Below are 15,166 nucleotides of genomic sequence, written 5' to 3'. Positions count from 1 at the left end.
TAATGTTAATTTTGGCTTGGGGTCCTGACATCATCTACCTTCTCCCTCTGATGTTTACGGATGAAAAAATGTCGTGTTCATATGGATGTGGATGAACGACCTTGGTTGTAGATTAGTAAGTGATAGCGCAGACCACAAAGGCTGTTTGTATTCTTTTATCAAGCGGGACAAATTTAAACGTATTTTGTGCTTTGTTTTAGGTTTCTTTATTAAAGAGTCATTCTCAAATAAATAAACTATTTTTTTAACTTTTACAAGCGCCTTGTTGTAACGCCTCTCCAGTTTGCTTGTGTTTCTCCTATACTCGTAAATCAAAAGTATTGCAAAAGAACTGCTATGAAATCATCTTATCAATCTCATTTTGCTCAATCTCGCGCTTTTTTACGCGAGCAACGTCGTGGTTATAGTATTATTCTGACAGGCTTAGTGATTCTTTATCTTATCTTGTTAAAAAAGGAAGTTAATGTATACGGCTTTCATTTTTTTAATCATTTAGCATTGATTTTTCCTCATTGGTTCTCTGCTCAGTTAACGGATTTAGGTAGCGGTGTTGGAGTGGTTGGGCTAAGTCTATGCTTTTTGATTTTTAGGCCGGAATTAATTTGTAGAATGTTGATTGCTGGAATTATTTGTGGTTTGTTGGTAACGGTTTCAAAGCATTATTTTGATGTGCTTAGGCCGGCGGCTATTTTAAGTTCTTTAAATATAATTGGGAATATTCATTTCAAGTTTAGCTTTCCATCTGGCCATACTGCGGCTGCATTTGTTTTTGCTGGTAGTGTGTATTTAGCATGCCGACATAGGGGAGTTAAAGCTGGACTGCTTATCATGGCTGGCTTCGTTGGAATTTCTAGGATTATTGTGGGGGCACATTGGCCAACAGATGTGGCTATGGGGGCAATTATTGGGTTGGGTAGCGCTTACCTCGCTGCTCACATTTGCCCTACTATTTGGCTAGGAATACGACTGAGGCTATTGAGTTTTATAACAATATTTGTTGTATTGATGGTAACTGAGATCAAAGGTGAGTATGATTTTCCTTTAATGGCAAGTGTGAAGGTTTTTCGTTGGGTAATGATATTTATTGCTCTTATTTTAATTGTGCGTCACATTTTATTATTTTGGCTAATAGTTAAACCTAAGAAGATTTAACTTTTTAGGTTTATTGTTTTTAGTTTTTTTTAGGATTTACATCTTGATAGAACCGTGGATATTATCAATATCGACCTCTCCCGATCCTGCAGCCAATATGGTTAACCCTTGTGTGTTATTAATGTTGATATCGCCTGAACCGTCATTTAAGGTGACAGTTCCTTGAGTTTTATTGACATTGATATCGCCTGAGCCATCATTTATTTTGATATTCCCAGCGATGTGTTGAAGATTGATGTCTCCTGAGCCATCATCAATGATTAAATCTCCAGCACTATGGTTAATAGTCATTGTGCCAGAGCCATCTGTAATCATAATGTTTCCTAAATTGTTTTTGATGTCAATGCTACCCGAGCCGTCGTTGATCGTTAGGTGATGTCCACCCAAAATGTTGATGTGACCAGAACCATCAGTGAGCTGAATATTGGCTTCCATATTGGTAATATTTATTGCTCCTGAGCCGTCATTGATTATGAGTGGTAAATGCGAGGGTATTGATATAGTGAGGTCAATATATGGCGTGGGTTGAATATGGCTTCTTTCTTCAAAATTTGCCTTGAGAATCGCATTTTTATCATGATGTTCAAGAGTAAAAATTGTGGGGATACTGTCATGATAGTAAATGTTAGCCGTGACAATAATATTTTTTTGTTCTTTTATACCATGAATGGTCAGTTGTCCTGCACCCACATTAGCTGTCAAGCTATTGAGATCTTGTGCGTTGATTTGTTTGATGACTTGTTTATGTTGAAGCGGGGCATGATTAGCGCCTTCAACATAAATAATGCATCCAGATAATGAAAGTAACAATATACTGATGGTGATTAGGGAGCGGATCATGATTTGTTATCCTTGTAATAATATTATTCCTATGAGTCCTCTTGGATTTAGCAAGCAACATGCCAATCATTTAAGTGTTTGCATTTAAAGAATTATTTTTTTGTATTATGTGTGATTAGTTAATTTTATTATCACTAAATGAGTATTTTGGTTACTATTTGAGGTATTTGCTAACAAAGATTAGCTAATAAGGACCCCTGAAAAAAGAGACACTAAATCAATAGCGTCTCAATAAGGACTTATAAAATAAAGGGAGTGGGTTTTGGGGTGTCTTTATTAGAAGGGGGTAAAATCGGCAGTGTGATTTGTGGTTGATCGCCAGTGAGCGTTTCTAAGAATTTAACGATATCATTTGTGTCTTTTGGGGACAGTGTTTTCCCTAATTGAATATCAGCCATAATAGTAACAGCTTCTTCTAATGTCCAAGTACTGCCATCATGGAAGTAAGGGTAAGTGAGTGCCACGTTGCGTAATGTGGGAACTTTGAAGACATTCTTGTCACTGACTTTTCCGGTTAATGCTTGACGTCCAATAGCGGGGTTAGTGGTATTAAACGGTTTTATGAGACCCATTTTCATATACATATTATTGCCGACGGCTGGACCATTATGGCAATTAACACAACCCACTTCTTTAAAAACGCGATAACCGTTAATCGCATCAGTGGATATGGCTTGTTGGTTACCTAATAAGTATTGATCAAATGGACTGTTGGGGGTGACTAAGGTTTCTTCAAAGGCTGCAATAGCATCAGTGATAGAGTCGATATTAACGCCACTTTGTTTAAATGTTTTAGCAAAGAGCTGTTGATATTCCGGAATTGATGCAATTGTTGTGACGGCAAGAGAATGTGTTGAGCCCATTTCCTTCGGATTTGCGATAGGGCCTCCAGCTTGCTCTTTAAGATCTTTTGCTCGTCCGTCCCAAAACTGGGCAATATTATAACGAGAGTTGAGTACAGTGGGTGAATTAATCGGGCCTTGTTGCCATTGGTCGCCAATGGATGTGGCCAAAGAATCAACGCCCGCAGTGGCTAAATTGTGGCAAGAGTTACAGGAAATATAGCCTGATTTAGATAGCCTTGGATCGAAGTATAACATTTTACCCAGTTCGACTTTTTTGGGGTCTTTAACTTGAGCGGGTTCAATAATACTAATGGGTTCTTGTGCAAAGCTTGAAGGTGTTAAAAAGAGTGCTGTGCCCATTGCTAAAATGAGTCTTAGAGGTTGTTTCATATATGTGCTCACATTCTTGTTGATGATATATCCCCGTGTCACTTCATGAGGGGATAACTGTCCCTATTTTCATATGTCAATTTTCAACATAAGCATTGTTGAAATACAGCAAAACAAATGATCGATAGTAGCATTCATTCTTTTTAGGACTGGCTTGTCAATGACATGCTCATTTGAGTGTTGTTTATCTTTCGAAGTGAAGGAGAAAAAATCGAAAGATAAACTTATCCTATTTCTAAAGCGTCTTCTTTAGTTGCATTCTGCAGGCCGTCTTTTGGTTAAAGGCTTGGTCCTGCATTTCGTATATCTTCTGATACTTGATATTGTTTAAAGTTTTCTTGAAAATTAACCGCTAGCGCATGTTCGAATTCAGCGTATTGCGCTTTATCGTCCCAAGTATCAATGGGATTTAATAATGTCGTGTTGACACCTGATACCGATAAGGGGATGTGTAAGTTTAGTTTTTCCAAGTGCTGAGTTTCTGCGTCTTTTAGTTCACCACTGACAATGGCATCAATAATGGCTCGAGTTGTTGGAATATCAAAACGTTTGCCTACTCCGTGTGGCCCGCCAGTCCAGCCAGTATTGACTAGATAAACTTGGCTGCCAAACGACTCTATTCGTTCCATCAGTAATTCGGCATAAACACTGGCAGGCCTAGGGAAGAATGGGGCGCCGAAACAGGTTGAAAAAGTTGATTGTATTGCAGATGTGGAACCGACTTCAGTTGAGCCGACTTTAGCTGTATATCCAGAGAGAAAATGATAGGCTGCTTGCGCTTTTGTCAGTTTTGATACGGGAGGTAACACCCCTGATACATCGCAAGTTAGAAAGACAATAGCATGGGGTTCATTGCCTCTGTTTTCTATTTTTCGCTGTTCAATATGTTCAAGTGGATAAGCAACACGTGTATTTTCGGTGAGGCTGCTGTCATGATAATTAGGTGTTTTATTTTCATCCAGTACTACATTTTCCAGTACGGCACCGTGACGAATAGCGCTCCAAATAACGGGTTCATTTTTTTGGCTTAAATCGATGCATTTGGCATAGCAACCTCCTTCAATATTAAACACTCCTCCAGCTCCCCAGCCGTGCTCATCATCTCCAATAAGTAAACGCTTAGGATCGGCTGATAAGGTTGTTTTTCCTGTACCAGATAATCCAAAGAATAAGGTTGTATCACCTTGGTGGCCAACATTGGCAGAGCAATGCATGGGTAAAACACGGTGTTCAGTGAGTAAAAAATTTTGTACTGAAAACATGGATTTCTTCATTTCCCCCGCATATTTCAAGCCCGCGAGTAATACTTTTCTTGCAGCAAAATGAATAATGACTGTTGCATCAGAATGGGTTTCATCTCTTTGAGGATCACACTTAAAATCAGGTGCATTAATTATTTGCCAAACGGGTTTATTTTGTACGTTGAACTGGTCTGGCTCAATAAATAAGTTACGGGCAAACAGTTGATGCCAAGCATATTGAGTGGTGACTTTAATCGGCTGATAATGTTGCTGATCTGCGCCGACCTCTAACTCTGAAACAAATGTTTCCTTATCGTCTAAATAGGCTTCGACTCTACTCCATAGTGCTTCAAATGCTTTTGCATCAAAGGGTTTATTGACTTTCCCCCAATCGATATCATTTTCAGTCGTTGGTTCTTTGACAATGAATCTATCGTTAGGTGATCGACCTGTGCGTGCGCCAGTTTTGGCTATGATTGCACCTGTTGAGGTAAGCTCTCCTTCATTACGTTTAAGTGCTAAGTCAATCAGCGCTTGGGTAGAAAGGTTGAGGTGTTTGCGGTTGATTCCGTCCGCCATAGGGTTAATCTCCGTATGTTATAAACAAAAATGTACTGATCTTTGTTGTCAGTTTATGGTCAAAATTGATTGTAACTTAGGCGATGTACAATAGGTGAGCAGAAATTTAAAAAAGGTGATAAAAGGCACAAAGAATATGCCTTTTTTTGAGATGATAGATTATTGCTTGTTTTCCGTATATTGATGTGCAGAAAAAATACCTTCTATATCAATGCTGTCGAATATGTATTGTGTATTGCAGTACTCACAACCCATTTCTATTTTGCCTAGTTCTTTAATAATGTCATCGATCTCACTTTTAGAAATACTTCTTATTGCTTGAGCACTACGTTCTTTTGAGCAGCGACATTTGAAATTAACCATCATAGGGTCAAAGAGTCTAATATCTTCTTCGTGATAGAGGCGGTGTAATACTGTTTGTGTATCAAGAGTGAAGAGCTCTTCTGCTTTAATGGTGTCTGTTATCATGCTTAAGTGCTCAAAAGCATCATTTTGCTCTGTTTCACTTGGAAGTACTTGCAATAACATACCTGCTGCATTTTGACCATTGGCAAACAACCAAATCTTTGTGGGGAGCTGCTCTGACTGAGAAAAGTAGGTTTCCAGACATTGATTTAAGGTTGGTTTATCTAATGCCACAACGCCTTGATAGCGCTCCCCTTCTTTAGGTGTCAACGTGATAACCATATGGCCTTGGCCAACAAGTTTTTGTAAATCATCATCATCATTAATGATGCCTTCAAATCTGGCCATGCCTCTTAATTGTTGCTTTTCATCGCCATTAATGACCGCCAATGACACTGGGCCATTACCTTGAAGTTGAACACTGATGTCACCTTCAAATTTTAATGTAGAAGTTAATAATGATGTTGCCGACATTAATTGTCCTAGTAGGTTTTGAATCGCTACAGGATAAGGGTGGGCGGCTAATATCGCTTGGTAACTTTCTTCAAGTTGTACTATTTGACCTCTAACATCTGCATTTTCAAATAAGTAGCGATGTAATGTATCTTGATTCATTCTACAGTCTCTTTTTCTTTATCAATTAACTTTCTTTAAAACGTATTAGCTGGCGGCGTTGCTTTTTATCAGGCTTTTGAGCAGGTGCTGGATTGTTAAGAATATTTAACCTTCTTGCTTCTGCATAGGCTTCGCGTTTAGTGCTACTCTCGGTTGTTTCTGAGTATAAGTTTTGAGCGATCGAGGCTTTTTGTCTATGTTCTGAGAGTTGAGTGACGATTATTTCTTTTTCATCATAACCTTGCCGTAGCTTTATTTTTGCACCCACTTCAACCAATTTACTTGATTTGGTGCGCTGTCCATTGTAGTGGACTTTCCCACCATTAATCATCTCTTTGGCGATAGCTCTAGTCTTAAAAAAACGTGCAGCCCAAAGCCATTTATCTAAACGAACTTGCAGTTCTGTTTTATTTATTTCTAACATAAGGTATCAAAATGTATTTAAAATCATGTAAAATAAGGAAAAAGTTATGGGCTCACTGATAGTGCGGATTATTTCGTGTTGGAAATTATTGCATTTTGAATGCATTAAGCACCTGTATTGAGACTGTCAAGGTAGCATATTTGAACATTTTTCGCCAATATTGCTCACGTTATGGGCTTGTTGCTATTAACGGTCTAGGTTAGCATGGTGAGCTATTTGCTAAATTAACGTAAACAGAGTCGAGGCCTATTGAGAAGAGGGTCCAATTAATTATGGATTTACTAGATACGATTTTTACAAAAATAGCGAAAATACCTCAAAGGCCACTTAATAATGTTATTTTTTGGTCTGGAATGTTATTGAGTTTGTCTTTGCTTGCGCAAATTACTTGGAAGATGGTGCCAACGGCAACGACAGCTGTTATGTGGCAGCCTATTCCAGTGGAGGTTAGCCGTGCAGGTAAAGTTAATGTTAAAGATATTGAGAGATTAGAATTATTTGGTCAATATACTGCTGAAGCTAAGGATAAACCTAAAGATAATGTTGTTGAGCAAATAACGGATGCACCTAAAACAACCTTATCTATTCAGTTGACTGGCGTTGTGGCTTCAACAAAAGAACAGAAAGGCTTGGCTGTTATTGCTTCTAGTGGCGGGCAAGAGACCTATAGTTTGGGAGATAAAATTAAAGGTACATCGGCTTCTCTTAAAGAGGTTTATGCCGATCGTATCATTATTACCAATAATGGTCGCTATGAAACCTTGATGCTGGATGGTTTACAGTATGAGGCGCAGGGGCAGGCGAATAAACAATTACAAAAAGCCAAGGTCAGCAACGATGTGCGAAAAATTGACCATAGGAATAACAAAAATGTTTCTCAAAGGTTAAAAAATTCTCGAGATGAGCTAGTATCTGATCCGGGGAAAATTACTGACTATTTATCTATCTCTCCTGTGAGAAAAGGAGGGGAATTACAAGGTTACCGTTTAAATGCTGGTAAAGATAGGGCTTTATTTGCACAGTCAGGATTAAAACCAAATGATTTAGCGAAATCGATTAATGGTTATGACTTGACGGATATGAGTCAAGCGTTAGAAGTGATGTCTTCTTTACCTGAATTAACCGAAATGTCATTAATGGTAGAAAGAAAAGGTCAATTAATTGAAATTATGTTTAGTTTACCGCAATAAATGGGATGTTTTTTAAGGTGTAAACAATATTTCATGCTGGTTTAATGAAGATTATAATACGTACCAATGGTATAAGAAGATAACATTGTTTTGTGTATTCAAATGGAAAGTGTAAGCATTTAGTTAATGCTTTTTGGTCATTTGACAAGATGTTTTGGATGCACGTTTAAAAGGTTTTCAGGGGAAGGTTGATGATAAACAAAAAAAGTATTAGGCGGCGCTTAGTCGCTGGACTCGTGATGGGCGCAGCGTTATTGACCCCGTCGCTTGCGTGGTCTGAGCAGTTTGCAGCCAATTTCAAGGGTGCAGATATTGAAGAGTTCATTAATATTGTCGGCAAAAACCTGAACAAAACGATTATTGTTGATCCCACTGTTCGTGGAAAGATCAATGTCCGCAGTTATGACTTACTAGATGAAGAGCAATATTATCAATTTTTCTTGAATGTATTGCAGGTGTACGGTTATGCCGCCGTTCAAGTGGAAAATAATATAATTAAAGTCATTAAAGATAAAGATGCTAAAACAGCGGCTATTCGGGTTGCAGATGATGCATCGCCAGGCATGGGCGATGAGATGGTCACAAGGGTGGTGCCTTTATATAATACTGAAGCGAAATTATTGGCGCCATTATTACGTCAACTCAATGATAATGCGGGTGGCGGTAATGTGGTTAATTACGACCAATCCAATGTCTTAATGATCACCGGCCGAGCGGCGGTTGTGAATAAGTTGGTCGATATTGTCCACCGAGTAGACAAACAAGGTGATACAACGATTGAAGTGGTTAACTTGCAGTTCGCCTCAGCCAGTGAAATGGTGCGGATTATTGAGAGCTTGTATCGCACAACCGGTAATCAGGCACAATTGCCGGGTCAAGCCCCTAAAGTGGTTGCTGATGAGCGTTTAAATGCGGTCGTTGTTAGTGGTGATGAAAAGAGTCGTGAACGTGTGGTGGCTTTGATTAAGCAGCTTGATGCTGATCAGGCGACAACAGGTAATATTAAAGTGCGTTATTTACGCTATGCCAAGGCTGAAGATTTGGTGGAAGTATTAACGGGCTTTGCTCAAAAGCTGGCAGATGAAAAATCCACAGCTAAAGCCAGTGCGGGCAGTAATAAACGCCGTAATGATATTAATATTATGGCTCATACCGATACAAATGCATTGGTGATAAGCGCTGAGCCAGATCAAATGCGTACATTGGAAAATGTCATTGATCAGCTGGATATTCGCCGCGCTCAAGTGTTGGTTGAGGCCATTATTGTTGAGGTGGCCGAAGGTGATAATGTCGGGTTTGGCATACAAATGGCCAGCGCATTAGGTGGGGGGACTCAGTTTAATAATATTGGCCCAACCATAGGTGAAATCGGTGCGGGTGTGTGGGATGCACAAGAAACAAAAGGAACTGAAACATGTTATGGCTCTGGAGATACGCAAACTTGTACATCTAATCCTGATACATTAGGGGATATTACCACACTTGCGACTGCACTCGCTAAGGTGAATGGCATGGCATGGGGCTTAGCGGCGGGGGATTTTGGCGCATTGGTTCAAGCAGTATCCAGTGATACCACATCGAATGTGTTAGCGACGCCGTCAATCACTACCCTTGATAACCAAGAAGCATCCTTTATTGTGGGTGATGAGGTGCCAGTGATAACCGGTTCTACGGCGAGTTCTGACAACAGTAATCCGTTTCAATCCGTTGAGCGTAAAGAAGTTGGAGTTAAGTTAAAAGTTACTCCGCTCGTGAATGAAGGCACCTCCGTTAAGTTGATTATTGAGCAGGAAGTGTCTGGGGTTAATGGCAATACCAGTGTGGATGTCACCTTTTCAACAAGGCGTTTAACCACTACTGTGATGGCCGATTCGGGTGAAATTGTGGTCTTGGGCGGCTTGATTAATGAAGAAGTCCAAGAAAGTGTGCAAAAGGTGCCTTTCTTAGGGGACATTCCTTGGCTTGGACAATTATTTAGATCCTCTTCAAGTAAGAAGACCAAGAAGAATTTGATGGTCTTTATCAAGCCGACGATTATTCGTGATGGCATGACAATGCAAGGGATCTCTGGTCGTAAATACAATTACTTTAGGGCCTTGCAGTTAGAGCAAGATGATAAAGGCATTAACTTGATGCCAAATAGTAGTGTGCCTGTGTTACCAGAATGGAATATGAGTGAGCATGTTGGGCCTGAGGTGAATGATATATTAGAGCGTTATAAGCAAGGTCAAGGGTTAGATACACGTATGCGTGAAACGAATTCAACCTTAAGAACCATTACTGAAAATAAAGAAAAAGATAAGCAAGAGGCGGCCGCTGAAGCTGAGGCTAAGATTAAAGCGGCTCAAGAAGCGATTGATGCTGAGCAAAGTGGATCAGGTGGAAGTAATGCAAACTGAAGAGTTAATGCAGGCGACAAATGAGCTAGAAATGTCGGTGGAGACTGAAGTCGATGAAGCGCTTTATTCTGATAGCAAAGAGCGTTTATCGTTTGCTTTTGCTAATCGTTTTAGTTTGGCATTAGATAAAACTCAAGAAGGTGAGTTGACCTTATTTCATGTGGCATCGACTCCCTTTGGGGCATTACTTGAAGCGAGACGTTATGTGGGGAAAAATGTTCCACTTAAACAACTTGAAGACAGTGAATTTGAAGCTAAATTAACGCAGACTTATCAAGCCAATTCATCAGAAGCGCAGCAAATGATGGAAGATATTGGTAATGAAATGGATCTGTTCACTCTCGCTGAGGAATTGCCGCAAACAGAAGATTTACTTGAAGGGGACGATGATGCGCCTATCATTAAACTCATCAATGCCTTGCTGTCTGAGGCTATTAAGGAAGAAGCCTCTGATATTCATATCGAAACCTATGAAAAGCAATTGATTGTTCGCTTTAGGGTAGACGGTGTTTTAAAAGAGGTGCTCAAGCCTAATCGTAAATTGTCCTCATTACTGGTTTCTCGTATTAAGGTAATGGCGCGCCTCGATATCGCTGAGAAGCGTGTGCCTCAAGACGGCCGTATTTCCTTACGTATTGGTGGCCGCGCAGTCGACGTGCGGGTATCCACTATGCCATCGAGTCATGGCGAGCGAGTCGTATTGCGTTTGCTGGATAAGAATGCCGGTAATTTAAACTTAGTGCAGTTAGGGATGACAGAAAATGTTCGTGTCCAATTTGATGACTTAATCAGACGCCCCCACGGTATTATTTTGGTGACTGGTCCAACAGGTTCGGGAAAAAGTACCACGCTTTATGCGGGACTGACGGATATTAACTCTGTGGATACTAATATTCTAACGGTTGAAGATCCTATTGAGTATGAGCTAGAAGGCATTGGTCAAACTCAAGTGAATACTAAAGTCGATATGACTTTTGCTCGTGGTTTAAGAGCGATTTTACGTCAAGATCCTGATGTGGTCATGATTGGTGAAATTCGTGATTTAGAAACGGCGCAAATAGCAGTACAAGCCTCTTTAACGGGTCATATGGTTATTTCAACCTTACATACCAATACAGCGTCAGGTGCGATTACCCGTTTACAAGATATGGGGGTTGAGCCTTTCTTGGTGTCCTCAAGTTTACTGGGAGTGTTGGCACAGCGGCTTATTCGTACTCTGTGTAATGACTGTAAAGAAGAGCATCTTCCTGATGAGCGAGAGCGTGAATTATTGGGCATTGAAATTAGTGATACCCAAACTATTTTTAGGGCAAAAGGCTGTAAATCATGTGGTTATAATGGCTATCGAGGTCGAACAGGTATCCATGAGCTATTGACGGTTGACGATCATGTTCGTGGGCTTATTCATGACGGTCGTGGTGAACTGGCAATTGAAAAACATATACGTAAAACAGTGCCGAGTATTCGTATTGACGGAATGAGTAAAGTCATTGCGGGTAAAACGACTCTCGAAGAGGTATTACGTGTCACTCGGGAGGAGTAATCAATGCCAGCATTTGAATATAAGGCGCTAGATAAGAAAGGTAAACAACAAAAAGGGGTTGTCGAAGCCGATACGCCTAAACATGCCCGTTCACAGTTGCGTGAATTAAGGCTGATGCCGTTAGAAATTACAGCGGTTGCAGAAAAAGAAGCGAAACAAAAGACAAAGGGCGCAGCGTTATTTAAACGGGGTATTTCAGTTGCTGAGTTAGCCTTGATCACCCGTCAAATATCGACACTTGTCGCCGCAGGGTTACCCATTGAAGAAGCGCTTAAAGCGGTTGGGCAGCAATGTGAAAAAGACAGACTTGCCAGCATGATTATGGCTGTTCGGTCGCGAGTAGTGGAAGGTTATACTTTTGCCGATTCGCTCGCTGAGTTTTCCCATATTTTTGATGATTTGTATCGCGCTATGGTGGCATCGGGGGAAAAATCTGGTTACTTGGATGTGGTATTGAATCGTTTGGCCGATTATACCGAACGGCGACAGCAGTTGAAGAATAAAATGATGCAAGCCATGATTTATCCTGTGGTATTAACGGTTGTCGCTATTGGGGTGATTGCAATTCTTTTGGCTGCTGTTGTTCCGCAAGTTGTCGGGCAGTTTCAACATATGGGGCAGGAGTTGCCTTGGACGACGGAATTACTGATTTCATCCTCTGATTTTATTCGGGACTATGGCCTGTTACTATTGGGGGGGCTGATTGGCTTCTTTGTCATAGCGAAACGGTTATTGCGTAATGCAAAAAATCGTATGAGATATGATTCTTGGTTATTGCGGTTACCTGTTGTGAGTAAGGTCAGTAAAAGTTTGAACACGGCGCGTTTTGCAAGAACCTTGAGTATTTTGACCGCAAGTTCGGTGCCCTTATTGGATGCCATGCGAATTGCGAGTGACGTGTTGATTAATGTACGAGTTAAGGAAGCTGTTGAAGAGGCGACAGCGCGTGTACGTGAAGGAACGGGGTTAGGGGCCGCGTTAGGTAATACGAAACTTTTCCCTCCTATGATGCTCTATATGATTGCATCAGGTGAGAAAAGTGGTGAACTTGAAAATATGTTGGAACGAGCAGCTGATACACAAGATAGAGAGTTTGAATCCAATGTTAATATTGCGCTAGGTGTATTTGAGCCTGTGTTGGTCGTGAGTATGGCGGTGATTGTATTGTTTATTGTGCTGGCTATTTTGCAACCAATTTTAGAGCTCAATAACATGGTGAGCCAATAAGTTAAATAAAGTAAGCGATTGATTTATAATGTCATTAATCGCACAATTTTTGAGGGAGTTGTTCATGCAAACACGAAATAAGCAAAAAGGTTTTACCCTATTAGAGGTCATGGTTGTTATCGTGATCTTGGGGATCCTGGCTTCGATGGTTGTTCCTAACTTAATGGGGAACAAAGATAAAGCCGATCAGCAAAAAGCTGTGTCTGATATTGTGGCTTTGGAAAATGCGTTAGATATGTATCGTTTAGATAACAGTATTTATCCGACTACTGAGCAAGGTTTAGAAGCCTTAGTGCAAAAGCCAACGATTTCACCGGAGCCTCGTAACTATCGTCCAGATGGCTATTTAAAGCGTTTGCCACAAGACCCATGGCGCAATGATTATATGCTATTGAGCCCAGGTGAACATGGAAGAATAGATGTCTTTAGTGCCGGTCCAGATGGACAGGCAGGAACTGAAGATGATATTGGTAACTGGAATTTACAGCAGTATCAATAATATGAATATGTTGCGTCAAAAAGGCTTCACTTTAATGGAGGTGTTGCTGGTTGTTTTGCTCATGGGGCTTGCTGCTGCAGCAGTGACGCTAAGTATGGGAGGAGCAGGAAAAGATCGTGCTCTGGAAAAAACGGCGCAACAATTTATGCAATCCGTTGAGTTGGTACTTGACGAAACCGTGATGAGTGGTGATTTTGTTGGTATTGTCGTGGAGCCAGATAATTACCAATTTGTTTTATATGCTGAAGGTAAGTGGCAGCCTCTGGAAAATGATCGTTTATTGAGTGAGCGAGAAATGGATCCGGGTGTGGAAATGACACTCATCGTTGAAGGTTTGCCTTTAGTACAAGATGATGAGGAAAAGGGTAGCGCTTTTACTGATGATGGCCCATTCATTGAAAAAACTGACGAAGAGAAGAAAAAATTTCCTGAGCCACAAATTTTGCTTTTCCCCAGCGGCGAAATGTCAGCGTTTGAACTGACATTTTCTGGCCGAGATGATTCAGGTAACTATATCGATGTCAAGGTGATTGGTGACGCTTTTGGTCGCGTGGTATTAGGCAGAGAAAATGATGAAAAGTAAAAATCGCTTATCTTTTTATGGCGTTTTTATGTTTGCTCAATTTCATGTGCAGCATATTTCGTATGTTCTTTCTTATTGTCTTTTACCATTTCAATATGATTACTCTGGGAGAAAATGATGAGAAGACGTCATTTTGTATTGAGTAATATGAAGGGGATGACTTTACTTGAAGTCATCGTCGCGTTGGCTGTGTTTTCCATTGCTGCAATCGCCATTACTAAAAGCTTAGGTGAGTTAATCAGTAATATGCCCATTTTAGAAGAGCGAACTTTAGCTCAATGGGTAGTGGATAATCAGCTTGTTGATATGAAACTTAATCCGGCTTTTCCTGATGTAGGTCGCACTGAAGGGCAAACAACGTTAGCAGGAAGAGATTGGTATTGGCGTCAACAAGTGATTAAGACTGATGATGATAAATTTCGGTTGGTGAAAGTCAGCGTGAGTGATAATGATAATTTCCAGCGGACTATCGCAGAAGTAAGCACTTATGTCTTTAATGATGCAAGTGATAGCGGTGACTCTAATGACTCGAATTAATCATCAGCAAGGTTTTACGCTTCTTGAGATGCTCATTGCGATTGCTATTTTCGCTATGATTGGATTGGCATCGAATACCGTGTTACATACTGTGATGCTTAATGATGAGAGTACTCGCGACTTTTCTGAGAAATTAAAAGCCATGCAGCAAGGCTTTGGCATGATTGAAAGGGATTTTAATCAAATGGTTCCCCGTACACCTAGATTATTTGAAGGGGGGCGGGGGAGTACGATGTTTCAGACCGGCAGTGACATTTTAGATTCAGAGTCTGAAGCGATAGTGTTTTTCCGTTTAGGTTGGCTTAACCCTGATGGCATGTTACCACGAGGCACATTGCAATCTGTTGCTTATGTTGTAAAAGAAGGTAATTTAGAGCGTTGGTATTACCCTTATCCAGAGCCAGAAATGGGGGCTGAACCCATAAAAACAGTCATAATGAAAAAAGTAATATCTGTTGAATATTCTTTTTTTGTTGACGGTAAATGGGAGCGAAAAGTGGATGCGACCGAGTTACCCCAAGCCATTAGTATACAAATTGAATTAGAAGACTTAGGCAAAGTGATTCGAAAATTTTTATTAGTTGATGCTATGCCTGAAACCGATGATTCTTCAAATAATTCAGGCTCAGGAGGTAGTTCAGGTAGTGACTCCGGTAGTGGTTCAGGTGGCAGTTCAGATAATAACTCTAAAAGGTAG

The 15,166-nt window shown here is 40.4% G+C and carries 14 protein-coding genes; 9 read left to right on the top strand and 5 right to left on the bottom strand.

The window, feature by feature from the left end; genetic code table 11:
- The first annotated feature begins 336 nt into the window (after positions 1-336).
- Positions 337-1,152 carry a phosphatase PAP2 family protein gene (locus Q0976_RS20485; protein ID WP_299495873.1) on the top strand — a complete coding sequence of 272 codons (816 nt, stop codon included), beginning with the start codon at positions 337-339 and terminating at the stop codon, positions 1,150-1,152.
- Between the two features lie 36 nt (positions 1,153-1,188).
- Here the strand turns inward: Q0976_RS20485 and Q0976_RS20480 are convergent, their stop codons facing one another.
- The 5 genes from Q0976_RS20480 to hslR form a co-directional block, all read right to left on the bottom strand.
- On the bottom strand, positions 1,189-1,992 hold the full coding sequence (locus Q0976_RS20480) for a DUF4097 family beta strand repeat-containing protein (RefSeq protein WP_299495871.1): 804 nt from the start codon (positions 1,990-1,992) through the stop codon (positions 1,189-1,191).
- Positions 1,993-2,231: 239 nt separating this feature from the next.
- Entirely contained in the window at positions 2,232-3,197 is a 966-nt protein-coding gene (locus Q0976_RS20475) for a cytochrome-c peroxidase (RefSeq protein ID WP_299495967.1), read from the bottom strand.
- 308 nt (positions 3,198-3,505) lie between these two features.
- Positions 3,506-5,047 carry a phosphoenolpyruvate carboxykinase gene (locus Q0976_RS20470; protein ID WP_299495869.1) on the bottom strand — a complete coding sequence of 514 codons (1,542 nt, stop codon included), beginning with the start codon at positions 5,045-5,047 and terminating at the stop codon, positions 3,506-3,508.
- A gap of 159 nt (positions 5,048-5,206) precedes the next feature.
- The gene (gene hslO, locus Q0976_RS20465; RefSeq protein WP_299495866.1) at positions 5,207-6,067 is read right to left on the bottom strand and encodes an Hsp33 family molecular chaperone HslO; all 861 of its coding nucleotides are present in this window, start codon (positions 6,065-6,067) and stop codon (positions 5,207-5,209) included.
- Positions 6,068-6,092: 25 nt separating this feature from the next.
- Positions 6,093-6,491 (bottom strand): ribosome-associated heat shock protein Hsp15, encoded by a 399-nt coding sequence (gene hslR, locus Q0976_RS20460; protein WP_299495863.1) that lies wholly within the window; start codon positions 6,489-6,491, stop codon positions 6,093-6,095.
- A 272-nt stretch (positions 6,492-6,763) separates the two neighbouring features.
- Here hslR and gspC point away from each other — a divergent pair, with 272 nt between their 5' ends.
- The 8 genes from gspC (at position 6,764) to gspJ (ending at position 15,166) form a co-directional block, all read left to right on the top strand.
- Complete coding sequence (gspC, locus tag Q0976_RS20455; protein WP_299495860.1) at positions 6,764-7,681, top strand: type II secretion system protein GspC; 918 nt, start codon at positions 6,764-6,766, stop codon at positions 7,679-7,681.
- A 194-nt stretch (positions 7,682-7,875) separates the two neighbouring features.
- Positions 7,876-10,080, top strand: a complete 2,205-nt coding sequence (gspD, locus tag Q0976_RS20450; protein WP_299495965.1) for a type II secretion system secretin GspD — start codon at positions 7,876-7,878, stop codon at positions 10,078-10,080.
- On the top strand, positions 10,052-11,623 hold the full coding sequence (gene gspE, locus Q0976_RS20445; protein WP_299495963.1) for a type II secretion system ATPase GspE: 1,572 nt from the start codon (positions 10,052-10,054) through the stop codon (positions 11,621-11,623). The genes gspD and gspE overlap by 29 nt, the downstream gene beginning before the upstream one ends.
- A 3-nt stretch (positions 11,624-11,626) precedes the next feature.
- Positions 11,627-12,850, top strand: a complete 1,224-nt coding sequence (gene gspF / locus Q0976_RS20440) for a type II secretion system inner membrane protein GspF (protein WP_299495857.1) — start codon at positions 11,627-11,629, stop codon at positions 12,848-12,850.
- Between the two features lie 64 nt (positions 12,851-12,914).
- The gene (gene gspG / locus Q0976_RS20435; protein WP_299495855.1) at positions 12,915-13,349 is read left to right on the top strand and encodes a type II secretion system major pseudopilin GspG; all 435 of its coding nucleotides are present in this window, start codon (positions 12,915-12,917) and stop codon (positions 13,347-13,349) included.
- Positions 13,312-13,932, top strand: a complete 621-nt coding sequence (gene gspH / locus Q0976_RS20430; protein WP_299495853.1) for a type II secretion system minor pseudopilin GspH — start codon at positions 13,312-13,314, stop codon at positions 13,930-13,932. The genes gspG and gspH overlap by 38 nt, the downstream gene beginning before the upstream one ends.
- A 138-nt stretch (positions 13,933-14,070) precedes the next feature.
- Complete coding sequence (gene gspI, locus Q0976_RS20425; protein ID WP_299495961.1) at positions 14,071-14,469, top strand: type II secretion system minor pseudopilin GspI; 399 nt, start codon at positions 14,071-14,073, stop codon at positions 14,467-14,469.
- Entirely contained in the window at positions 14,420-15,166 is a 747-nt protein-coding gene (gene gspJ / locus Q0976_RS20420) for a type II secretion system minor pseudopilin GspJ (protein WP_299495851.1), read from the top strand. The genes gspI and gspJ overlap by 50 nt, the downstream gene beginning before the upstream one ends.

The organism is uncultured Shewanella sp., assembly GCF_947501665.1.
Taxonomy (GTDB): domain Bacteria; phylum Pseudomonadota; class Gammaproteobacteria; order Enterobacterales; family Shewanellaceae; genus Shewanella.
Note: the sequence above shows the minus strand (reverse complement) of the source record. Positions and strands in the feature narration are given on the sequence as shown.